19 protein-coding genes are annotated in these 23,835 nt (G+C 56.5%); 11 read left to right on the top strand and 8 right to left on the bottom strand.

Going from position 1 to position 23,835, the window contains the following annotated elements:
* The 4 genes from C7387_RS09915 to moeA all read right to left on the bottom strand — a co-directional run.
* Nucleotides 1-600 (bottom strand): DUF2931 family protein (locus tag C7387_RS09915; RefSeq protein WP_120816591.1); only part of this gene is annotated, 600 nt, incomplete at its 3' end.
* Nucleotides 597-2,582, bottom strand: a complete 1,986-nt coding sequence (gene tssD, locus C7387_RS09910) for a type VI secretion system tube protein TssD (protein ID WP_120816590.1) — start codon at nt 2,580-2,582, stop codon at nt 597-599. The genes tssD and C7387_RS09915, both read right to left, overlap by 4 nt.
* A 109-nt stretch (nt 2,583-2,691) precedes the next feature.
* Entirely contained in the window at nt 2,692-3,444 is a 753-nt protein-coding gene (gene moeB, locus C7387_RS09905; protein ID WP_120816589.1) for a molybdopterin-synthase adenylyltransferase MoeB, read from the bottom strand.
* Nucleotides 3,444-4,679, bottom strand: coding sequence for a molybdopterin molybdotransferase MoeA (moeA, locus tag C7387_RS09900; protein ID WP_038258750.1), 1,236 nt, complete (start codon nt 4,677-4,679; stop codon nt 3,444-3,446). Before moeA ends, moeB begins: the two co-directional genes overlap by 1 nt.
* A gap of 188 nt (nt 4,680-4,867) precedes the next feature.
* Here moeA and iaaA point away from each other — a divergent pair, with 188 nt between their 5' ends.
* Genes iaaA through gsiD form a run of 5 tightly spaced genes read left to right on the top strand, consistent with a single transcriptional unit; the run spans nt 4,868 to nt 11,078 of the window.
* Nucleotides 4,868-5,809, top strand: a complete 942-nt coding sequence (gene iaaA / locus C7387_RS09895) for a beta-aspartyl-peptidase (protein WP_120816588.1) — start codon at nt 4,868-4,870, stop codon at nt 5,807-5,809.
* Nucleotides 5,810-5,818: 9 nt separating this feature from the next.
* Complete coding sequence (gene gsiA / locus C7387_RS09890) at nt 5,819-7,681, top strand: glutathione ABC transporter ATP-binding protein GsiA (RefSeq protein WP_120816587.1); 1,863 nt, start codon at nt 5,819-5,821, stop codon at nt 7,679-7,681.
* A 25-nt stretch (nt 7,682-7,706) separates the two neighbouring features.
* Complete coding sequence (gene gsiB, locus C7387_RS09885; RefSeq protein WP_038258739.1) at nt 7,707-9,245, top strand: glutathione ABC transporter substrate-binding protein GsiB; 1,539 nt, start codon at nt 7,707-7,709, stop codon at nt 9,243-9,245.
* Nucleotides 9,245-10,165: a glutathione ABC transporter permease GsiC gene (gene gsiC, locus C7387_RS09880; RefSeq protein WP_120816586.1), complete on the top strand. Its 921-nt coding sequence runs from the start codon at nt 9,245-9,247 to the stop codon at nt 10,163-10,165. The genes gsiB and gsiC overlap by 1 nt, the downstream gene beginning before the upstream one ends.
* Nucleotide 10,166: 1 nt before the next feature.
* On the top strand, nt 10,167-11,078 hold the full coding sequence (gsiD, locus tag C7387_RS09875) for a glutathione ABC transporter permease GsiD (RefSeq protein ID WP_040903427.1): 912 nt from the start codon (nt 10,167-10,169) through the stop codon (nt 11,076-11,078).
* Between the two features lie 46 nt (nt 11,079-11,124).
* Here the strand turns inward: gsiD and rimO are convergent, their stop codons facing one another.
* Complete coding sequence (gene rimO / locus C7387_RS09870) at nt 11,125-12,450, bottom strand: 30S ribosomal protein S12 methylthiotransferase RimO (protein WP_120816585.1); 1,326 nt, start codon at nt 12,448-12,450, stop codon at nt 11,125-11,127.
* Nucleotides 12,451-12,864: 414 nt separating this feature from the next.
* Between rimO and C7387_RS09865 the strand changes: the two genes are divergently transcribed.
* From C7387_RS09865 to bssR, 4 genes are all read left to right on the top strand, one after another.
* A complete protein-coding gene (locus tag C7387_RS09865; protein WP_038258725.1) occupies nt 12,865-14,325 on the top strand; it encodes a uracil-xanthine permease family protein in 1,461 nt (486 codons plus the stop codon).
* A gap of 113 nt (nt 14,326-14,438) precedes the next feature.
* Nucleotides 14,439-17,654, top strand: a complete 3,216-nt coding sequence (locus C7387_RS09860; RefSeq protein ID WP_038258722.1) for a molybdopterin cofactor-binding domain-containing protein — start codon at nt 14,439-14,441, stop codon at nt 17,652-17,654.
* A 48-nt stretch (nt 17,655-17,702) separates the two neighbouring features.
* Nucleotides 17,703-18,161, top strand: a complete 459-nt coding sequence (locus C7387_RS09855; RefSeq protein ID WP_006819189.1) for a (2Fe-2S)-binding protein — start codon at nt 17,703-17,705, stop codon at nt 18,159-18,161.
* 150 nt (nt 18,162-18,311) lie between these two features.
* On the top strand, nt 18,312-18,695 hold the full coding sequence (bssR, locus tag C7387_RS09850) for a biofilm formation regulator BssR (protein WP_038258720.1): 384 nt from the start codon (nt 18,312-18,314) through the stop codon (nt 18,693-18,695).
* Nucleotides 18,696-18,745: 50 nt separating this feature from the next.
* Here the strand turns inward: bssR and C7387_RS09845 are convergent, their stop codons facing one another.
* Entirely contained in the window at nt 18,746-19,372 is a 627-nt protein-coding gene (locus tag C7387_RS09845; protein WP_006819191.1) for a glutathione S-transferase family protein, read from the bottom strand.
* 230 nt (nt 19,373-19,602) lie between these two features.
* Between C7387_RS09845 and dacC the strand changes: the two genes are divergently transcribed.
* Nucleotides 19,603-20,805, top strand: a complete 1,203-nt coding sequence (gene dacC / locus C7387_RS09840) for a serine-type D-Ala-D-Ala carboxypeptidase (protein WP_120816584.1) — start codon at nt 19,603-19,605, stop codon at nt 20,803-20,805.
* Between the two features lie 28 nt (nt 20,806-20,833).
* On the opposite strand, the gene deoR is transcribed toward dacC, so the two are convergent.
* Nucleotides 20,834-21,592 carry a DNA-binding transcriptional repressor DeoR gene (gene deoR / locus C7387_RS09835; RefSeq protein WP_006819193.1) on the bottom strand — a complete coding sequence of 253 codons (759 nt, stop codon included), beginning with the start codon at nt 21,590-21,592 and terminating at the stop codon, nt 20,834-20,836.
* A gap of 72 nt (nt 21,593-21,664) precedes the next feature.
* The gene (ybjG, locus tag C7387_RS09830; RefSeq protein WP_120816583.1) at nt 21,665-22,273 is read right to left on the bottom strand and encodes an undecaprenyl-diphosphate phosphatase; all 609 of its coding nucleotides are present in this window, start codon (nt 22,271-22,273) and stop codon (nt 21,665-21,667) included.
* Nucleotides 22,274-22,578: 305 nt separating this feature from the next.
* On the opposite strand from ybjG, the gene C7387_RS09825 reads away from it, so the two are divergent.
* Complete coding sequence (locus tag C7387_RS09825) at nt 22,579-23,814, top strand: MFS transporter (RefSeq protein WP_006819195.1); 1,236 nt, start codon at nt 22,579-22,581, stop codon at nt 23,812-23,814.
* Nucleotides 23,815-23,835: the final 21 nt, after the last annotated feature.

Raw genomic sequence — 23,835 nt, 5'->3', positions numbered from 1 at the left:
AACGTAGTTTTTGCACAGGGTCATCTCGTTGCCGGAGCGGGTGGTGAGCTTGAATGGCTTAATCACCAGGCTGGGACGCCCGGCGACATCGGAAAACCAGACCTTGACCTTGCCGCCAGGGGACAGACCGAACACCATTGTTTTGTACCAGACTGGCGCACCGGAGGGACGAGTATGATCGGCAGGAGTTTTCATCCGCAGCCAGGTGTCCGGTGCGAACATGGCGCTGGTTTCGTAGGTTTTCTGGTCAATATAGGATTCCCAGCAGAAGATCATGTACTGCGGTGGTTTTTTGGCTCTGTTAAATTGTGTGCCGCCGCCATGTGCGCTTTCATCCCATTTTTCGACCGAATCAGGATCGCTTGAGGCGATGTCAAGGGTGTTGAAGGTATACAGATACCCGTCCGTATCAATAATCCGGGCGTGAAGCACCGCTGACGGTAAATTCCTGGGAGTAATAAATGAAAAAAACCACTCACCGTAGGGCAGCGTCCAGTCGCCGCTGGCGGCCTGTTTCGACTGCAAAGGTTGAGGTTTGTGTGTGCTGCAGCCGGTAGTGATAACCAGCATCGCCAGGGCTATTATGCTTAACCTGCTCATTTTTCTTTCCCGTCCATGTTGTAGACCGTTCTTATCCAGTTTTCGTCCGGCCTGTTGATAAAGCCGATGGTTTTCGAGAGTGATGGGCCTCCCTGTAATTCCCCGCTCTTGTTAAGCGCCACGGCATTCCAGTTCGCTGAGCAGTGGATATACCCCCTCGCAATGATATCCAGCTCCTCAGGGGTAAAATCTGTGATGACGCGATGCTGGCGGGCCGCTTTTCCCATCGCACGGGCGTGCTCGCAAAAGGATTGAAGCTCATCCGGTAGCCGGAATTTTTTGTTTTGTTCAAAATCGATAAACCGCGCCCCGGCTTCTTTCGCCGCATCGACCATTACCCGCAGCGCCACCTTCGACCAGTCGAACCTGACGGTGCGGTGTCGCAGAGTCAGAGCCGAGAAGGTGCGTTTTTGCATCTGGCTGTATGGGGTGTCGGGGGCGAAATCATCCTGCCACACCTCCGGCGTGACGGAGTGGGTGCGAACTACGGGACCTATAGCCGGCGCATTTTTCAGCAGGGGCAGTTGTTCCTGCGCCTTGCGGTAAACACGTGACTGCGTTCCCGGCTGATTTTGCAACTGCGTTTCTACCTGTGGGCAGGAGAGAAAGAGATCTTCGCGCAGCTGCGGAAGATAGCCGCCGCCGATATCGGAATGGACCCCGGGCAGCGCCAGCTCCGGCCATGCCGGGGAGACGCTGTTGAGGGCAAAATTATAGCGACACTCATGCCGGGCGGTGATGTGAAAGACCTTTTGCGCCACGCCCGGGCGCAGGCGAATATTCACCTCCCCGGTGTCGGCGCTGTGGGTCGACAGCCCGTTAGTCAGGGTGCCGATAGCCGCCACGGTATCCAGAATGCCGATAAAACGGCTGCTGCCTGCCGGCGCGCCACGGTAGCGATATTCGCCGAGTCCGGATGAAATGGCATCAATAATGGCCTGGTCTTCCGACTGTACGCGGTTGGCAAAGTGACGCGCCGCCGCCGCGCCGCGGCTGAAGCCAAAAATATCGAACAGTAGCGTTTCAACAACAAACTTACCCTTTAGTGTATTAAGAGCTTCATCTATTGCTTGTGCCAACTGTGCTACCGCATCGTTGGTTTTGGCGATGACCCCGGTCTCGTCGGTGCCGAACATCATGCTGAGCTGGTTGTCTGCTTGCCCAGCCCGGGTGCCAATCCCCTCAACATAGATTGGCCTCTGCACATAGCTGCTTTCCTTGGGAAATATTTGCTCGTACAACTCATTCAACCAGTGGATATTTGTGTAATACCCCAGATAGCTGGTCGCGCCGATCCCGCTTACGCCCATTTTTTCTGATGCATTTCGGGCAAGAATACTTTCTGCATCCGGGGAATCGATATCAAAGTGCTGCGCCGAGCAAGCCTCCAGCATCTTTTCGGTGTTTACCGCGTTATTGCCGGTACCGTCGAAGAAGATCCCCAGCACCAGGGTGACCTTACGCTCAGGTTCATCCTGGGGAAGCGGCGCCTTCTGCACCACCGGGAATAAGGTGGCGAAATTATCCGGTGTGACCAGATACTCAAATTCGGTACCGGCGATAAGATGACGACAAAGAATATAATCGTAATCCACCGAGATATATTCATAATCCAGATTATTCATGATGCTGTTGAGTTGAATAGCCTGGATTCTCGCACCACGTAGTTCGAGAAAATAATATTTTTCCAGTCTGCCGTATCGATTGATTCGGTAAATATAAAAAGTCATTTTCAGACTTTCATTATTATTAATAGCGTTTGACAATAACGGAGAGCTTTTATCCAGAGTTTTGCAAAACGTCAGCCCAGGGTGGCTAACACCACCATGTTGTCCGCAGACGGCCTGCGCCAGGCTGAACACGAAGATCTGATCCTCATGGCCCTGTTGCCTGCGGTTGCCGACGGAATTCGGCGTGCCGCAACCTGCAGAAATTTCCCCCTGAATATCCCCCTCAAGCGTTAAATAAATAATGTCGCTCATTTATCTATCCTGAATGATGGGTATTTCAGGAGGAAAGATATCGTTAATTCGGTACGGATATTCTGCGTTTAATCAATTTGCCGTCTGCCGTTGATGATTATTTTAATGGCTAACCTCCGCACACTTCACAGCCCGGGTTGCGCATCAGCTTCATCTCGCGGAATTGACAGGTCATCGCGTCATACATCACGATTTTCCCCGCCGCCGGTGTGCCGTAGTGGCTCAGCACCTTGATGGCCTCCATCGCCTGCAGGGAGCCAATCACCCCCACTAGCGGCGCCATTACCCCGGCCTCCACGCAGGTCAGCGCATTCTCGCCGAACAGGCGGCTCAGGCAACGGTAGCAGGCATCGCCCGGCTGCCAGGTAAAGACGCTGATTTGTCCTTCCATACGGATAGCCGCGCCGGAGACCAGCGGGATTTTATGCCGGAAGCAGTGCGCATTGAGCTGATTGCGGATCGCGACGTTATCGGTGCAGTCGAGCACCAGACTGTGGGCAGCAATCTGCGCGGCCAGGGCGTCGTCATCGAGCAGGGCATTGATGGTGTGAAGCTGCACGTGCGGATTAATCCGCGCCAGTGAGGCGCGGGCAGAATCGACCTTCGGTTCACCGAGGGTGGCATCGCTGTGCAATGTCTGGCGCTGCAGGTTGGAGAGCGACACGGTATCGAAATCGAGCAGGGTCATCTCGCCAACGCCGCTTGCCGCCAGATACTGCGCCGCAGCGCAGCCGAGGCCGCCGAGGCCAACCACCAGCACCCGCGCGGCTTTGAGCGCTTCCTGACCGTCGAAATCAAACCCGCGCAGCACAATCTGGCGATTGTAGCGCAGCATTTCGCTGTCGCTGAGCTCCTCGGCCATCACAGTCCTCCCAGCAGATGGGTGAAGGGCTCAACCTCAACCCATTCGCCCACTTCAACGTTACCGCGTTCGCGCTCCAGCACGATAAAGCAGTTGCCCTGACTGAAAGAACTGAAAATGTGCGAACCCTGGTGTCCGGTAGTCGTGACGCTCAGGCTGCCGTCTTCGTGGCGTGCGAGGATACCGCGCTGGAAATCGAGGCGACCCGGCGATTTTTTCAGGCGCGAAGCGGTACGCACGCGCTGGCGGGTCGGCAGGGCCGGGGCGTGGTCACCGCTAAGGGCGGCCAGCAGCGGTTGCACCAGCTGATAGAAGGTCAGAGCGGCAGACACCGGGTTACCCGGCAGGCCGCAGAACCAGCTGTGTCCGAGCTTACCGAAGGCGAAAGGTTTACCCGGTTTAATCGCCAGCTTCCAGAAGCTGATTTCGCCGAGCTCCTCCAGAATCGCTTTGGTGTAATCGGCCTCACCCACGGAAACGCCGCCGGAGCTAATGACGACGTCGGCCTGGCTGTCCGCGGCGATAAAGGTATTACGCAGCTGCTCCGGGTCGTCGCGGACGATGCCAAGGTTGATAACTTCGCAGCCGAGCTGTTCCAGCATCAGATGTACCGCCAGGCGGTTGGTGTCATAAATTTGTCCGTCGCCCAGCGGCTGGCCCGGCAGCTGCAGCTCATCACCGGTGGAGAATAGTGCGACGCGCACCTTACGTACCACGCTGATTTCCGGAATACCGAGCGAGGCCAGTACCGGCAGCTCAGCAACCGTCAGGCGGGTACCTTTGGTGAACACCGCCGCGCCTTTGGCAATATCTTCGCCACGGTAGCGAATATTCTGCCCGGCGCTGACCGGCGCAAGGAATTTGACACCCTCGTCGGTGAGCTCGGTTTCTTCCTGCATCACCACCGCGTCGCAGCCCGTTGGGATCGGCGCGCCGGTCATAATGCGAATGCAGGTGCCTTCCGGCCATTCCCCCTGCCAGGGCTGCCCGGCGAAGGCTTTACCGGCAACCGGCAGCACGGCGTGACTCTTGAGATCCGCCAGCCGCAGCGCATAACCATCCATCGCAGAATTATCGAAACCCGGTACGTCCAGCGGTGAAGTGACATCGCACGCCGTCACGCGGCCAAAAGCCTGCACCAGCGGCACATTTTCGCAGGCCGCGAGGGGGGTAATCTGGGAAAGCATCTGCGTCAGAGCGGCGTCAAGCGGCATCAGTCCGGCGGTAAAATCCATGAGTAACTCCTGCTGATAAAACGACAATGCGCCCATTATGGCAGAAAAGCGGTACTGTCTGTATGCCACCATGGTATTTCGTGTAGACATCACGGATTACGCTTTCTATATTCAAAAAACATCTAAGATTGTAAGCAGAGTAATGATATGTATAGGAAAAGCGGACCCGACTTTCACAGGATGACGACATGAACAAAGCGGTGATTGCCATTCACGGTGGCGCAGGGGCTATTTCTCGTGGGCAGCTTTCTCCCGAGCGTGAACGGGAATACGTCGAAGCGCTGGCGGGAATAGTCGAAACGGCTCAGGCGATGCTGGAAGCCAATGAGAGCGCGCTCGACGTAGTCACTGAAGCGGTACGCCTGCTGGAGGAGTGTCCGCTGTTTAACGCCGGAATCGGCTCGGTGTATACCGCCGATGCCCGGCATGAACTGGACGCCTGCGTAATGGACGGCAACCTGCTGCAGGCTGGTGCCGTAGCAGGTGTGCGTCATCTGCAAAATCCGGTGCTGGCAGCACGGCTGGTGCTGGAGCGCAGCCCCCATGTTCTGCTGATTGGTGAAGGCGCCGAGCATTTTGCTGAACGCGAAGGCATGCCGCTGGTGGAAAACAGCCTGTTTGACAGTGAAGCGCGCTATCAGCAATTACAGCAGGCGCGCTCAGTGGGAGAGGTGAGTCTTGATCATGCCTCAGCACCGCTTGATGAGCAGAACAAAACCGGCACCGTCGGCGCTGTGGCGCTCGATATGATGGGCAATCTCGCGGCGGCAACGTCAACCGGTGGCATGACCAACAAACTGCCGGGCCGCGTCGGCGACAGCCCGATCCCAGGCGCCGGCTGCTATGCCAATAATGCCAGCGTCGCGGTCTCCTGTACCGGCACCGGTGAAGTATTTATGCGCACCCTTGCCGCCTACGATATTTCTGCACTGATGGAGTACGGTGGGCTCAGCCTGCAGGAAGCCTGCGAGCGGGTCGTGATGGAAAAACTCCCGGCGCTGGGCGGTAGCGGGGGGCTGATTGCCGTCGATCGCGAAGGCAATGTTTCGCTACCGTTCAACAGCGAAGGAATGTACCGCGCCTTTGCGTTTGCCGGTGATGCACCGAGCATTGGCATCTACCGAGAATAAGGATCCAGCTTGCCACACAGTCATGAAATCGATGCCGACGATGTCCTGGTGGTCAGCGATCTGAACGTCGCTTTCCAGCACGAACAGCAGACATATCCTGCGGTACGCTCGCTCTCTTTTCGCCTGAAACGCGGCGAGACGCTGGCGATCGTCGGCGAGTCTGGCTCGGGCAAATCGGTTACCGCGCTGTCGTTGCTACGCCTGATTGAGCAGGCGGGCGGCGAGATGCACAGCCAGCAGATGCTGCTGCGCCGCCGCAACCGGCAGGTTATTGAGCTCACGGAGCAGACCCCGACGCAGATGCGGCGGGTGCGTGGCGCGGATATCGCGATGATTTTTCAGGAGCCGATGACGTCGCTCAATCCGGTGTTTACCATCGGCGAGCAGATTGCAGAGTCCATTCGGCTGCATCAGGGCCTGAACCATGCCCAGGCGCTGGTGGAGGCCCGTAAGATGCTCGACCAGGTGCGCATTCCTGAGTCGCAGGCGGTACTGGGCCGCTATCCGCATCAGCTTTCCGGCGGGATGCGCCAGCGGGTGATGATCGCCATGGCGCTGTCGTGCCGTCCGGCGGTACTGATCGCCGACGAGCCTACCACGGCGCTGGATGTTACTATCCAGGCACAGATCCTGCAGCTTATCGACGTACTGCAAAAAGAGATGTCGATGGGGGTGATTTTTATCACCCACGATATGGGCGTGGTGGCTGAAATTGCCGATCGGGTGCTGGTGATGTACCAGGGGGAAGCGGTAGAAACCGGCAGCGTCAGCCAGATATTTACCGCGCCGCAGCACCCGTATACCCGGGCGTTACTCTCCGCCGTGCCGCGCCTTGGGGCGATGCAGGGCAGCGACTATCCGCGCCGGTTCCCTCAGGCGCATGAAGAATCAGTAACGGAATCTGCGCAGGAGCAGAATACCGTGGTGCCCGGTGAGCCTATTTTGCAGGTTCGCGACCTGGTCGCACGCTTCCCGCTGCGCAGCGGTATTCTCAATCGCATCACCCGTGAAGTGCACGCCGTTGAGAAGGTGAGCTTTGACCTCTGGCCCGGCGAAACGCTGGCGCTGGTCGGGGAGTCCGGCTGCGGGAAATCGACCACCGGGCGGGCGCTGCTGAAGCTGGTAGAAGCGAGCGGCGGAACCATGACTTTTCTCGGGAAGCGTATCGACAAGCTCTCCGGCACGAAGCTGCAGGCGCTGCGGCGTGATATTCAGTTCATTTTTCAGGATCCTTACGCTTCTCTCGACCCGCGTCAGACGGTGGGCTACTCCATCATGGAACCTCTGCTGGTACATAACCTGATGGATAAAGACGCCGCTGCCCGTCGCGTCAGCTGGCTGCTGGAGCGCGTCGGGCTGTCGGCGGACTACGCCGGGCGTTACCCGCACGAATTTTCCGGTGGTCAGCGCCAGCGTATCTGCATTGCACGGGCGCTGGCGCTGAACCCGAAAGTGGTGATCGCCGACGAATCGGTGTCGGCGCTGGATGTCTCTATTCGCGCGCAGATAATTAATCTGCTGCTCGATTTGCAGCGCGAAATGGGCATCGCCTTTTTATTCATCTCACATGATATGGCGGTGGTGGAGCGAATTAGCCACCGCATCGCCGTGATGTACCGGGGGCGTATTGTTGAAATTGGCCCTCGTCGCGCCGTGTTTGAAAACCCGCAGCACCCTTACACCCGCAAACTGATGGCAGCGGTACCCGTTGCCGATCCGGCGCATCGTCGACCGCAGCGCGTACTGTTGTCGGACGAACTGCCGGGCAATATCTATAAGCGCGGTGAAGAGCGCGATAGCGTGCCGTTGCAGCAGGTCGGGCCGGGGCATTTTGTTGCCCGCGACCCGGCAACCAACCCGCTAACGCAATAATCGACAGGGATAACAGGAGAATAAGATGACACAACGCATGACAGGAAAATGGCTGCTCGCGCTGGGGGTAACTTCTGCCCTGGCGGCGTCTCCCGCCTTCGCGGCGAAAGACGTGGTGGTGGCGGTTGGTTCAAACTTCACCACGCTCGATCCGTATGATGCGAACGACACGCTGTCGCAGGCGGTGGCGAAGTCGTTCTATCAGGGGCTGTTTGGCCTTGATAAAGATATGAAGGTGCAGAACGTGCTGGCGGAGAGCTATAGCGTGTCTCCCGATGGCCTGGTGTACACCATTAAGCTGCGCTCCGGCATTAAATTCCAGGACGGTAGCGATTTTAATGCCGAAGCGGTGAAGGTGAACCTCGACCGTGCCAGCAGCCCGCAGAGCCATCTCAAGCGTTCCGGACTGTACCGCAATATCGCCAGCACCGAGGCGGTAGATCCGACGACGGTGAAAATCACGCTGAAAGAGCCGTTCTCGGCCTTCATTAATACTCTGGCGCACCCGGCGACGGCGATGATATCCCCGGCGGCGCTAAAGCAGTACGGTAAGGATATTGGTTTCCATCCGGTCGGCACCGGCCCGTATCAGCTGGAAACCTGGAATCAAACCGATTACGTCAAAGTGAAGAAATTCCCGGGCTACTGGCAGCAGGGCCTGCCGAAGCTCGACACCATCACCTGGCGTCCGGTGGTTGATAACAACACCCGCGCGGCGATGCTGCAGACCGGCGAAGCGCAGTTTGCCTTCCCGATCCCCTATGAGCAGGCGGCCATTTTGCAAAAAAACAGCAAACTGGAGCTGGTGGCGAGCCCTTCTATCATGCAGCGCTATATCAGTATGAACGTGACGCAAAAACCGTTCGACAACCCGAAGGTTCGTGAGGCGCTGAACTACGCCATCAACCGTCAGGCGCTGGTGAAGGTGGCGTTTGCCGGTTATGCCACTCCGGCAACCGGCGTGGTGCCACCGACCATTGCTTATTCACAGCAGTATCAGCCGTGGCCGTACGATCCGGCCAAAGCGAAGGCGCTGCTGAAGGAGGCGGGTTACCCGAACGGATTCACTACCACGCTATGGTCATCACATAACCACAGTACCGCCCAGAAGGTGCTGCAGTTTACCCAGCAGCAGCTGGCGCAGGTGGGCATTAAAGCCCAGGTCACGGCGATGGATGCGGGGCAGCGCGCTGCGGAAGTGGAAGGGAAAGGGCAGAAAGAGAGCGGCGTACGGATGTTCTATACCGGCTGGACCGCCTCTACCGGCGAAGCCGACTGGGCACTTTCACCGCTGTTTGCAAGCCAGAACTGGCCACCAACCCTGTTTAATACCGCGTTCTACAGTAATCCGCAGGTGGATAAGGATCTGAGCGCGGCCCTGCAAACCAACGATACGGCAGAAAAAACAAAGCTGTATAAAGACGCGCAGGACATCATCTGGAAAGAGTCGCCGTGGATCCCGCTGGTGGTGGAGAAGCTGGTATCCGCGCACAGCAAAAACCTGACCGGGTTCTACATTATGCCGGATACCGGGTTCAGCTTTGACGAGGCCGATTTGAAGTAATGTTTAACTACATTATCAAACGATTGCTGGGGCTTATTCCGACTCTGCTTATCGTGGCGGTGCTGGTGTTTCTGTTTGTGCACCTGTTGCCCGGGGATCCGGCAAGGCTTATTGCCGGGCCGGAGGCCGATGCGCAGGTGGTGGCGATGGTGCGCCAGCAGCTCGGGCTCGATCAACCGCTGTACGTTCAGTTCTGGCACTACATCAGCAACGTGTTGCAGGGCGATTTTGGCACTTCGATGGTCTCAAGGCGTCCGGTGTCGGAAGAGATTGCCAGCCGCTTCCTGCCAACGCTGTGGCTGACGCTTGCCAGCATGGTGTGGGCGGTCATTTTCGGCATGGCGATGGGGATTGTCGCCGCCGTCTGGCGTAACCGCTGGCCGGACAGGCTCGGCATGGCGCTGGCGGTGACCGGTATTTCGTTCCCGGCTTTCGCGCTGGGGATGTTCCTGATGCAAATCTTCTCCGTTGAGCTGGGCTGGTTGCCGACCGTGGGGGCCGACAGCTGGCGGCACTACATTCTTCCGGCGATTACGCTCGGTGCGGCCGTTGCCTCGGTCATGGCGCGCTTTACCCGTGCTTCGTTTGTCGATGTACTGAACGAGGATTACATGCGTACCGCGCGGGCGAAAGGGGTCAGCGAAACAAAGGTGGTGTTAAAGCACGGCCTGCGTAACGCGATGATCCCGGTCGTCACCATGATGGGGCTGCAGTTTGGTTTCCTGCTTGGTGGCTCGATTGTGGTGGAGAAGGTCTTTAACTGGCCGGGGCTCGGGCGTCTGCTGGTTGACTCGGTAGAGATGCGTGATTATCCGGTGATCCAGGCGGAAGTACTGCTGTTTTCTCTGGAGTTTATTCTTATCAACTTAGTGGTGGATGTGCTGTATGCCGCCATTAACCCGGCAATCAGGTACAAATAAGATGCGACTCTTAAACTGGCGCCGACGGGCCATTATGGCGACCATGCCTGCGGTAACCCCCGGCCAGGTGCGTACGCCATGGCACATCTTCTGGCGCAAATTTTGTCATCAGCCGGTGGCGATGACCGCCGGGATCTTCGTTTTGCTGCTGATAGTGGTCGCGATTGTCGCGCCGTGGATTGCGCCCTTCGATGCGGAAAACTATTTCGACTATGACCGACTGAACGATGGCCCTTCCATGATGCACTGGTTTGGCGTCGATTCACTGGGGCGGGATATCTTCAGCCGGGTGCTGGTTGGGGCGCGGATCTCGCTCACCGCAGGCGTGTTTGCGGTACTGATTGGTGCGGTTATTGGCACGGTGCTGGGACTGCTTGCCGGGTTCTATGAAGGCTGGTGGGACAGGGTTATCATGCGCATCTGCGACGTACTGTTTGCTTTCCCCGGTATTCTGCTCGCGATTGCGGTGGTGGCGGTGATGGGCAGCGGGATGACCAACGTGATTATCGCGGTGGCGATATTCTCCATTCCGGCATTTGCGCGTCTGGTGCGGGGTAACACGCTGGTGCTCAAGCAGCAGACCTTTATTGAATCCGCGCGCAGCATCGGCGCCAGCGACAGCACTATTCTGTTCCGCCATATTCTGCCGGGAACGGTGTCATCAATTGTAGTCTTTTTCACCATGCGAATCGGAGTATCGATTATCTCAGCCGCCAGCCTGTCGTTTCTGGGACTGGGAGCTCAGCCACCGACGCCGGAGTGGGGGGCCATGCTCAACGAAGCGCGGGCAGACATGGTGATCGCCCCGCACGTGGCGATGTTCCCGGCCATTGCGATATTCCTGACGGTGCTGGCGTTTAACCTGCTGGGGGATGGACTGCGCGACGCGCTGGATCCGAAGATTAAGGGGTAAGTTTGACCCTCTCCCGGTAGGAGAGGGTCAGGGTGGGGGCTAAAGATTAAACCCGTGTCCCCCACAGATCGTACTCGTCGGCGTTGTCCACTTTCACGCGGATAACGTCGCCCGGTTTCACGGCAGTTTCACCGTTCAGGTATACCGCGCCGTCGATTTCCGGGGCATCCGCCATACTTCGACCAATCGCGCCTTCTTTATCGACTTCATCGATAATCACCATGATTTCACGGCCCACTTTTTCCTGCAGGCGCTCGGCGGAGATCTGCTGTTGCAGCTGCATGAAGCGGTTCCAGCGCTCTTCTTTCACCTCTTCCGGTACCTGGTCCGGCAGTTCGTTGGCGGTTGCGCCTTCGACCGGGCTGTATTTGAAGCAACCGACACGATCCAGGCGCGCTTCTTTCAGGAACTCCAGCAGCATCTCGAAGTCTTCTTCAGTTTCACCCGGGAAGCCCACGATAAAGGTGGAGCGCAGGGTCAGCTCCGGGCAAATCTCACGCCACTGTTTGATGCGCGCCAGCTGGCGGTCAACGGAGCCCGGGCGCTTCATCAGCTTGAGGATACGCGGGCTGGCGTGCTGCAGCGGGATATCGAGATACGGCAGAATTTTGCCTTCCGCCATCAGGGGGATCACGTCATCAACGTGCGGGTACGGATAAACATAGTGCAGGCGGACCCAGACGCCGAGTTTGGCCAGTTGTTCACACAGGCTGACCATGCTGGTTTTGACCGGTTCGCCGTTGTAAAAACCGGTGCGGTGCTTCACGTCCACGCCGTAGGCTGACGTATCCTGCGAGATAACCAGCATCTCTTTCACGCCCGCATCGACCAGACGCTTGGCTTCAGAAAGCACATCGCCAATCGGGCGGCTGTCGAGATCGCCACGCATGGACGGGATAATGCAGAAGGTGCAGCGATGGTTGCAGCCTTCGGAAATTTTTAAGTAGGCATAATGACGCGGCGTCAGTTTCACGCCCTGTGCCGGTACCAGGCTGGTAAAGGGGTTGTGCTGTGGTTTTGGCACATAGTGATGCACGTGCTCGAGCACCTGCTCGTAGCTGTGTGGGCCGGTGATTTCCAGCACCTTCGGGTGCACTTCACGGATCTGGTCGACTTTCGCGCCGAGGCAGCCGGTGACAATGACCTTGCCGTTTTCATTCAGCGCTTCGCCGATAGCTTCGAGCGATTCCTGTACTGCGCTATCGATAAAGCCGCAGGTGTTGACGATAACCATATCGGCATCATCGTAGCGAGGCACCACATCATAACCTTCGGTACGCAGTTCGGTGAGGATGCGTTCGGAGTCTACCAGGTTCTTCGGGCAACCCAGAGAGACAAAGCCGATTTTCGGCTGCTGCATAACATTGCTCATAGCTTAAAAAGTGTTCAATTATTGGAATGGTCAGGGCAGGGATTCTACAGAGATTGGCGGAGAAATTGTACTGAAGTTTGCAGCCCCGTACTGACGGCGAGACGGCGTTTTATCATACCGGATAGAGACGACCCAACCACGGAGAAACTATTTATCAATGTGATAATTTATCATTATCACCCCGTTCTTTCCCTTATATAACCGCCACATATCCCCACGAAACCGCGTTTCTCTTTACGTCTTTTTATGAATCACATCACGATTATTTAACTGTCGGACGGTCTCACGGCAATGTTGGCACACATCAAGCATAGCTAGCCTGGTTTGAATCATTGTTGAGTACTTTAGCCAGCTTTTGGCCCTCAGGTTGTCATCGGGATGTCAGCATCCTGGCCGCAAAGGAAAATGTCTCTTATGAATGAATCAGCTTTAATCAATCAACATGCAGGCACCTCCCACTCACCCGTAGATGAAATTCTCCCACTAGGGCAAATGGTTCTGTATGGCTTGCAGCATGTACTGGTCATGTATGCCGGTGCCGTTGCCGTGCCGCTGGTGGTGGGGAATGCCGTCGGTTTACCGTTAGAACAGATAATCTTGCTTATTAGCGCCGATCTCTTTATCTGCGGCGCGGCGACGATTATCCAGTCGCTGGGTGTCGGAAACTGGCTGGGGTGCCGCCTGCCTTTGGTTCAGGGATGTACCTTTGCGGCCATGGTGCCAATGATCCTGATAGGAAAGCAGTATGGCATTGGAGGGATCTCCGGAGCGGTTATCTGCTGCGGCATCTTTACTCTGATATGCGCACCGTGGATAAGCCGTCTGGTGCGTTTTTTCCCCAAAGCGGTGATGGGCTCCATTGTGACCCTGATCGGCCTTTCGATTATGCCGGTGGCGGGAAACTGGATAGGCGAGGGCGGAGGTGGCGGCGCGGCTTTTGGCGATCTGACTTCGCTGGCGATTGCCGCTGTTACCCTGTTTATCATCCTCAATATCTATACCTTTGGCAGCGGGACCATCAAAAACACCGCCGTGCTGATTGGCCTGATTATCGGGTCGTTTATCTGGTGGATGTTTAAACCCATCGACTTCACGATTGTTGGCACTACTGCCTGGATTAGTTTCCCGCACGTGATGCGCATGGCGACGCCGGAGTTTCACATTATCCCTATCGCCTTGTTGTCGATGACCATGGTGGTGGTGATGCTGGAAACCATGTCGTCCATCATGGCCACCGGCGATATCGTCGGTAAAAAAGCCAATGCCGACACCCTGCGCAACGGCCTGACCGCCTGCGGTCTTACGACCGCCATCGCCGGGTTCTTCAACCTCTTTCCTTATTCCGCCTTCGCCCAGAACGTGGGTCTGATTGGCCTGACCGGGGTACGCAGCCGCTTTGTGGTCTCCATTTCCGGCATCATTTTGATGCTGATGGGCATGTTCTCAAAAATGGCAGCCCTCGTAGTGGTTATCCCGAAACCCGTGTTAGGCGGTGCGGGTGTGGTGATGTTCGGCATGGTAGTTGTGGCCGGTATTCGCACGTTGGGTAGCGTCAATTATCGCAATAACAATAACGGGATGGTGGTGGCGCTGACGATTGGTCTGGGCCTGATGCCGGTGCTGGTCCCTAACCTGTTCGAACAGTTCCCGCCGCTGCTGAAGATGTTTTTGCATAGCGGTATCACCATCGGAACGGTCGTGGCCATTCTCGCCAACCTGACGCTGAACGGCAAAGGCAGCTCGGTGCTGAGCACCAACCATGAAACCAGTGAACCAGATTTGCCGCCTTCAAGTACGGCGGCACGACGCGTGGCGGTGAGAACCGTTCGAATGTGGCTGCTGCTGCGCAAAGTGAAAGGCAAAGAGAACGAGTAAAAGCGCCGTTCCATGTGGGCGTAGAGCAATTAATTACGATGTCAGGGCTTATGGATAACAACTCATAAGCAACGTCTGGCTCTCCATTAACGGACTGCAAGAAGGGAAATATTATGTGTGCCATACGTTCAGCGTCGCCAGGACGCGTGGATGGACTCGCAAAAGTAAAGGGGAAAGCGGTTTACGGTGATGACATCACCATGCCGGGAATGCTCTATGGGGTTTGCCGCTATGCCGATATTCCAGCCGGGAAAATCGAAAATATCGATTTGAGCGAAGCGCTGGCGGTAGAAGGGGTGGTGAAAATCGCCACCTGGGAAGATATCCCCGGTACGCCGGTAGTGGGCATTATTGTTAAAGACTACCTCCCTATCGTCAAAGATGAAGTGGTGTTCCACGGTGACGTTATCGCCGTGGTGGCCGCGACCACTTATGCTGCCGCCTGTGAAGCTGCCGATAAAATTCGCGTGCAGTACACGGCGTATACTCCATTAACGGATGTGGAAGCCGCGCTGGCGCCGGACGCCCGCTGTATCCATCCCGAACGTAGTGACAACATTGCCGCGCATCACCACACCATTAAGGGCAACATCGACGAAGGCTTCGCGAAAGCGACCCACGTGGTGGAGCGTGAATATGAAGTCGGGTTCCAGGAACACGCTTATATTGAAACCGAAGTGGTGCTGACCTGGCTTGACCCTTCCGACAGTAGCCTCATCATTTCCGGCTCGATACAGAACGCGCACCGCGTGCGTAGCTTTGTGGCGAAGTTCATGGGCTGTCCGCAAAGCCAGATCAACGTCAAACGTGCGGTGATGGGCGGTTCGTTTGGTGGTAAAGATGACGTTATCGATCACCTGGCCTGCCGTTCAGCGCTGCTGACCCGCCTGACCGGGCGTCCGGTGAAATTCAACTACACCCGCGAGCAGTCGATCATCGAAAGCTGCAAACGTCATCCGTATAAAATGAAGTACAAAGCGGGTCTCGACGAGAACGGTCGCATTCTGGCGATAAAAATCGATATCCTCGCCGACAGCGGCGGCTATGCGGCCTCCTCACCGTTCGTGACCTGGCGTTCATCGGTACAGGCCGCGGGCCCGTACAACATCCCTAACGTGTACATCGATGTTACCGCGGTCTACACCAACAACAGCTATACCTCCGCGATGCGCGGGTTTGGCTCTCCGCAGGTGGTGTACGCCAACGAATCCTTTATGGATGAAATTGCCGAAACGCTGAAGATGTCGCCGGTTGAGCTGCGAAACATCAACGCCCTGCGTCAGGGGGATGCCTCTGTTACCGGGCAGGTATTTGATAAACACACCGTTTCGGCGGTAGAAGTGCTGGAAAAGGCGGCCACTTCGTCTGAATACATGGCAAAACGCGAACACTATCGCGAACTGAACCAGAAAGGCGGCGTCTGGCGCTACGGCATTGGTCTGGCGCTGAGCTATCGCGGCTGCTCTATCGGTGCGGAAGGGGTAGATACCTCCACGGCGCTGATTCAGGTCAACGAAGACGGCAGCGTCAACCTTGCCACATCGGTATCCGAGAATGGTCAGGGCCTGCAAACCACCATGTCATTGATTGCGGCGGAAGCCTTCGGTATCGACATGAAGGAGATCCACTTCTGCGAACCGCCGACCTCGGTGATTGGCGACGGTGGCTCGACGGCGGCAACGCGCGGCACCATGGTCGGTGGTGGCGCTATCCTTGACGCCGCTGATAAAATCAAACAGCGTATTCTGAGCGTAGTGGGCGACAGCATTGGTACCAAAAATCTTGCTGATACGCTGTGGCAGGACAACTTCATCATCAACAAGAATGATGAAAGCCGACGTCTGGATTTCAAAGCAGCGGTTCATCAGACCAAATGGGCGAGTATCAGCCTGACCGAATACGGGTGGTACGTTCCACCGCCGATCCACTGGGACGAAGAGAAGGGCTGCGGCAGCCCGTATTTCACCTGGGTCTATGGTTGCCAGGTGGCCGAAGTCCGGGTGAATACCAGTACCGGCAAAACCGATCTTCTGCATGTTACCGCGGCCCACGATGTCGGACACGTGCTTAACCCGGTCGGTTTCGAAGGACAAGTATGCGGCGGCGTGGCACAAGGGTTTGGCTACGCATTGCTGGAAGATTTCAACATCGAACACGGCCAGGTGAAGTCGGAAAACTTCGACAGCTATCTGCTCCCGACCATCAAAGATATTCCCTCCATTACCGTGATTGGCGTTGAGAACCCGGATATTGCCGGGCCGCTGGGCGCTAAAGGGATTGGTGAACCGGCCACCGAACTGGCCGCAGCCGCCATCAATAACGCGGTGAGTTTCGCCCTCGATACCCGCTTTAATAAACTGCCGCTGACGCTTGAGCAGGTGATTCTGGGCTACAACCTGAAGAAACCGGCGCGTCAAAGCGAGCTGATGATTGAGCAGGACAACAAAAAACAGGTGCTGCGTCTGACCGATGTCTCCGTGACCCGGCCGAAAAACCTCGACGAAGCGCTGGGATTACTGGCGGTGGAGGGCGTTTCCGCCATTGCCGGGGGCACCGACGTTATCGTGCAGGGCCGCCTGCAGACCCGCCCGGTGAAGCTGGTGGATATCTCGCATCTGGAGGAGCTAACCCAGATTAGCGAAGACCCACAAACGCACGAGATGATCATTGGTGCCGCGGTGACCTTCAACCGTATCACCGACCACCCGCTGCTGCGTGAACGTTATCCGCTGCTGGTGGAAGCCTGCCACACGGTGGGGTCGCATCAGATCCGTAACCGCGCGACGATTGGCGGCAACATCGTCAACGCGGCGCCCTGCGGTGACTCTATTCCCCCGGCCATTATTTACGACGCGCGCATCGAACTGCGCTCAGCAAACGGCGTACGCAACATGTCGTTGGGCGAGTTCTTACTCTCAGGCTACAAGACCCAGCGCCAGCCGGACGAGCTGCTGACGAAAGTTATCCTGCCGCCGCCGGCGGTGCCGGAAGCGAAAGGTTTCTACCATCAGCTTGGCCGACGTAACGCCCTGAACATTACCCGCCAGAGCCTGACCGCGTTGATGAAATTCGATGCCAACGGGGTGGTGGAGTACTGCCGCCTGGTCGACGGCGCGCTGTTCAGCAAGCCGCAGCGTCTGCTCGACGTTGAACGCTGCCTGCTGGGGCATCGTTTGAGCGCTGAGACCATCGACAGCGCCTGCGAAATACTCGACAGCCTGATCTACGCCGCCATCGGCAAGCGCTGGTCGGCGGCGTACAAACAGCCGGTCTTTGTCAGTATGTTCCGCGACATGATGGCGCAAGCACAACAGTCGTCAGGGAAATAAAAAATACAGCAGACAGGGCGCCAGGCGCCCTGCATACAGGATAGCGTTATGAGCACAATTAAAGTCAAAGTGAATGGCACACTGGTTGAGGCCAAAATTGAAGGCAATATGCGCCTTCTGGATTTAGTTCGCGACACGCTGCAGCTGAAGGCTACCAAAGAGGGCTGCTCCATCGGTGAATGCGGTGCCTGCACCGTTATCATGAACGGCAATGCGGTCTGCTCCTGCCTGGTGCTGGCGGCCCAGTGTGATGACGCGGAAATCACCACCCTCGAAGGGTTGAACAGCCATCCGGTCACACAAAAACTGCAGGACGCGTTTGTTGAGAAAGGCGGCGTACAGTGCGGCTTTTGTACTCCAGGCGTACTGGTCAGCGCCACCGCGCTCATCGAGAAAGTGCCGCAGCCAACGGATGAGCAGCTCAAAGACGTGCTGGAAGGCAACATCTGCCGCTGCACGGGTTACCAGCCAATACTCGACTCCATTCATCATGCTTTAAAATCGTAATACAACGTCGACACCCGGGAGCGGAGTCCCGGGTGTTGTAACATTGTAAATGATGTTAAAAAACGTAGAAAAGTTGACCTCGCGCATCATTCTGTACAAAAAATGACCATACTATGATCGTGTCAATGGATGACAGAGGAGGAAAATAGTATGAACGTTGACAGACTGAGACGTAACCTGATGAATAAGCTCATCAATGCGCGAATCGATCTTGCCGCTTATCTGCAGCTCCGGAAAGCGAAGGGATATATGTCGGTCAGCGAGAATGACCATCTGCGTGAGAACTTGTTTGAACTCTGTGACGAAATGCGTCACAACGCCGGTTTACTGAAACAGGCTTTGCTTCCGGAGGAGCAGGAAAACCTGCGTCAGGCCGGTGAGGCGATCGCATCGGCTGCGGTTTGCCTGCTATCCGGGCATCATGATTGCCCGCTATATATCGCCGTAAACGTAGATACGCTCGAACGCTGTCTGAATAATCTGACAAATAGCATTCATAAATTGAATGCATTCTCTTCGCCCGCGCATGTCTGAAATCAGGGGGAGTTATCTCCCCCTGCTCGAAAGCTATATATCTAAAACACTTAGCTAACCGGGATCCCCACCACCTGTTGGAACGCCGGACGCGCCTTCAGCTGCTGGTACCAGCGCTGCAGATGCGGACGCGGTTGCCAGGTATGGACGGTTTCTAACAGGTTGTAGACGAACGGCCCGACGGCGATATCGCCTGCGCCGAAGTGCTCACCGGAAAGCCAGGTGTGCTTCGACAGCTCTTCATCGAGGATCGCGAGCATCGGTTCACAGTCGAGGATCGCTTTTTCAATGGCTGGCATATCACGCTGCTCAGGCGGCGTTCTCACCAGCCCCATCAGGATCCCACGATGCGCCGGGGTCAGCGTGCTGTTAGCCCAGTCCATCCACTTTTCACCCTGCGCGCGCAGTGCCGGTGAATCGACCCACAGACGACCCTGACCATACTGGGCTATCAGGTAACGCACGATGGTGTTTGATTCCCACAGCACCAGGTCCGTTTCGGCATCGCGCAGCAGCGGCACCAGGCCATTCGGGTTCATTGCCAGATAGGCTGCATCGTGGTTCAGGCCAAAATGCATGCCTGCCAGGATTTGCTCATACGGTAATTCCAGCTCTTCCAGCGTCCAGCGAACCTTCTTAACGTTGGTTGAGTTATTTCTGCCCCACAGCGTAATCATAAAAAACTCCGGCTTTTTGTGACGATGCGAATGTAAATATGTTGAGGGAAAGTAAACCGTTAAGCAATCACGATCAAAAAAAACGTGTTGTTTTCAGCAAGTCGTCTCGTTATTGCGTAAACTTTAAAAACTTTACCAACTCACTGTTTCTTTAAGATCATTTCTACGTTATTACTCAGCGTTTGTTGCGTAATGGTGTGTTTTTTGGAAAGGATACTTGGGTGGCTCTTATGACGCGTACTGCTTTCTCTCTTCGCAGCCTGGCTGCAGGCTCCGTACTTTTACTTCTCGTCGCTCCGTCTTTGCATGCGGAAGAACAGACCATCGCCGCACCGCCGGTTGATGCGCGAGCGTGGATCCTGATGGATTACGCCAGCGGCAAGGTGCTGGCGGAAGGCAACGCCGATGAAAAACTGGATCCGGCGAGCCTGACTAAAATCATGACCAGCTACGTGGTTGGGCAGGCGCTGAAGGCAGGGAAAATCAAGCTAACGGATATGGTAACCGTTGGCAAAGATGCCTGGGCGACCGGAAACCCGGCACTGCGCGGCTCTTCTGTGATGTTCCTGAAACCTGGCGATCAGGTCTCGGTTGAGGATCTCAATAAAGGGGTCATCATCCAGTCTGGTAACGACGCCAGTATTGCCATCGCTGATTACGTTGCGGGCAGTCAGGACTCCTTCGTTGACCTGATGAACAGCTACGGCGCGAAGCTTGGGCTCACCAACACCACGTTCAAAACCGTACACGGCCTGGATGCGCCGGGGCAGTTCAGTACCGCACGTGACATGGCCTTGCTGACGAAAGCGATGATCCACGACGTGCCGGAAGAGTACGCCATTCACAAGGAAAAAGAGTTTACCTTCAATAAAATTCGCCAGCCGAACCGCAACCGCCTGCTGTGGAGCACCAACATTAACGCCGACGGCGTGAAGACTGGCACCACCGCCGGAGCGGGCTACAACCTGGTTTCCTCGGCGACCCAGGGGGATATGCGTCTGATTGCCGTGGTGCTGGGCACCAAAACCGACCGTATCCGCTTTAACGAATCTGAGAAATTGCTGGCCTGGGGCTTCCGCTTCTACGAAACCGTGACGCCTATCAAACCGGATGCGACGTTTGTTGAGCAGCGCGTCTGGTACGGCGATAGCAGCAACGTGAAGCTCGGCGCCGGCGAGGCGGGGTCGGTCACCATTCCGCGGGGCCAGTTGAAAAACCTGAAGGCCAGCTTCGCGCTCAATGAGCCACAGCTGACCGCGCCGCTGGCGAAAGGACAGGTCGTGGGTACCATCGACTTCAAACTCAATGATAAAACCATTGAGCAGCGCCCGCTGGTGGTGATGGAAGAAGTGAAAGAGGGTGGATTCTTCAGCCGGATGGTGGACTTCGTGTTGATGAAGTTCCACGCCTGGTTCGGTAGCTGGTTCTCTTAATCTTTAGCGCTGTACTGGTCCGTGTGGATCAGTACAGCAGCGTCATTTTTTGCGCTTTTGCCAGTGTGAGCATTTCGTCATCCGGACGACGATCGCAGGCCATCGCGTCAAACGCACTCAGTTCGCCCATTTTCGCCGGGCGAATTTTGCCAAACTTACTGTGATCAACCACCAGCACGTGATAGCGCGCCTGGCGCATCGCCCAGTGCTTCACCGGTAACTCTTCCAGATTAAAACAGGTAGCGCCCTGCTGCGGATGCACACCAGCCGCCGAGTAGAAGGCAATGTCCGGACAGAGGTGGTTCAGGGTGTCGTAGCCGTCAATGGGCTTGAAGATGCCGTTGCTGGCGTAAAACTCGCCGCCGCAGAGAATAACGCGGCACAGCGGTTTTTCCTGCAGTGCCAGAAAGGTATTCAGCGAGTAGCAAACACCGGTGAAGGGTAGCTCATTATCGATGGCGTCAATAATCCACGGCGTGGTGGTGCCACAGTCGAAAAAAGCCATCTGATGGGCTTCTAAAAGGCTCGCCGCATGGCGTGCTGCAAGACGTTTTTCATCGACCAGGCGCGTTTGCTGATCGCTTAGCAGGTAATGGCTGGCCGCGCGTGGCTCCAGGACGATGTAACCCCCCAGCAGAACCACCGGACCACTGTGGCTATTGAGATCGCGGCGAATGGTCATTTCTGACACGCCGAGCAGCGTTGCGGCTTCTTTAAGATGGAGCTTATCGCTACGCTTTAGCGCCTGGATAAGCTGGTTTATCCTCGCGTCCCGCCGTGTTTCCATATGTCCCCGCCAGAGAAAAACGCGCCCTGCACAGGCAGGGCGTCGTCGTTTATTTTACCCGGCTGATGGGGCTTAGTCACGCACCCAACCTTTACGGATAGGCACGGAGAAGCACAGACGGTAAAGCTGTTGCATACGCTGGTACAGCGCGGTGCCAAAACGTTGCCACAGGAGTTGTGCCGCCAGGCAACCGCAGAGGCCGACAATGAACGCGCCGAACATATCCAGCGGCCAGTGTACGCCAAGGTAAACGCGTGACCAGGCAATGGCACAGGCGCCAGCCAGCAGGGCAACGCCGGTCCACAGGCGGTGCCAGAACAGGAACGCCAGGGCGAAGGTAAAGCTCACCGTACCGTGATCGCTCGGGAACGAACTGTCCGGCGCATGGTGCAGGAAGTTGTAGCCCACGTTATCCATGAACGGTCTGTCGTGAGGGAAGAGATAGCCGATGGACACCGACAGCGCCATGCTGACCGCCATTGCAAGGGCAATTTTAATCACCAGTTTACGCTGCTCGCTCACCTGCGCGCGCGGTCCCCACAGCCACATCACCACGGCCAGCAGTGGAACGGCCATAATGAGATCTTTAGCCAGGAAAGTGGCGAGCGAAATGGCCCACTGCGGCGAAGCCGGGGTCGCGTTAACCAGCTCAAACAGGGTGTAATTCAGATTTTCCAGCATACTTTCCAGACTCATTACATTGGGGGCAGAATTATCCGCGTAGTTCGGACGTCGTTGACCATCACCCTAAAAGCCTCTGCTGCCGCGGTAAACGGACTTTGTCTTAGTTGTCCGTAGTTTGCGAACAATCTGAAGTCGGCAAAAATGGGTTGTACAGCCAATAATCGGCAGTATAGGTGGTGTAACTTAAGCGAACCTTAAACGAACAGGCAACGTGCTGAATTTCGGATTTTCGGCCACAATTTAGTATCGCCACAGGCCGGGTTTCATTACACTCTGCACGATTTTTTAGAATAAGAGATGGCATGCAAAATCATACCCTTTCCGGCAAACGTCTGGGACGTCAGGCGTTACTTTTCCCGCTTTGCCTCGTACTGTATGAATTCTCCACCTATATCGGAAACGACATGATCCAGCCGGGCATGCTCGCGGTGGTGGAGCAGTATCAGGCAGGTATTGAGTGGGTTCCTACTTCCATGACCGCTTATCTGGCGGGCGGGATATTTCTGCAGTGGCTCCTGGGGCCGCTGTCGGATCGTATTGGCCGTCGTCCGGTGATGTTAACCGGGGTGGTCTGGTTCATTGTGACCTGCCTCGCGACGCTGCTGGCGCAGAATATTGAGCAGTTCACGTTCCTGCGTTTCCTGCAGGGGGTGAGCCTGTGCTTCATTGGTGCTGTGGGCTACGCCGCCATCCAGGAGTCGTTTGAGGAGGCGGTGTGTATCAAAATCACCGCGCTGATGGCGAACGTGGCGTTGATTGCGCCGCTGCTCGGTCCGCTGGTGGGCGCGGCCTGGATCCACTTCGCGCCGTGGGAGACTATGTTCGTGCTGTTTGCCGCGCTGGCCGCGATTTCGTTCTTCGGCCTGCAGCGTGCAATGCCGGAAACGGCGACCCGCATAGGCGAAAAGCTGTCGCTCAAAGAGTTGGGGCGTGACTACAGTGCGGTGCTGAAAAACCTGCGCTTCGTTGCCGGCGCGCTGGCAACGGGCTTTGTCAGCCTGCCGCTTCTGGCGTGGATTGCCCAGTCTCCGGTTATTATCATGAGCGGTGAACATGCCAGCAGCTACGAGTACGGTATGCTGCAGGTGCCGATTTTTGGTGCACTGATTATCGGTAACCTGGTGCTGGCGCGTCTCACTTCCCGCCGTTCGGTGCGCTCGCTGATTATTATGGGCGGTTGGCCGATTGTGGCAGGGCTTATCCTTGCGGCTGCCGCAACGGTGGTTTCAAGCCACGCCTACCTGTGGATGACGGCGGGGCTCAGCGTGTATGCTTTTGGTATCGGTCTGGCGAACGCCGGACTGGTGCGCCTGACCCTCTTTGCCAGCGACATGAGTAAAGGCACGGTAGCGGCGGCGATGGGCATGCTGCAGATGATGATTTTTACCGTCGGGATTGAGGTCAGCAAGCATGCGTACCTGCTTGGCGGCAACGGCCTTTTCAGCCTGTTCAATCTGGCGGGGGGGCTCGTCTGGCTGGTGCTGATTGTCTATTTCCTGAAAGACAAAACGGTGGGGGCTTCCACAAAGCCTGACTAGCTCAAGCCGAAAAAAAGCCCG

Origin of the sequence: Yokenella regensburgei (genome assembly GCF_003634235.1) — a bacterium.
Lineage (GTDB): Bacteria > Pseudomonadota > Gammaproteobacteria > Enterobacterales > Enterobacteriaceae > Yokenella > Yokenella regensburgei.
This window is presented reverse-complemented; position numbering and strand designations above follow the sequence as displayed.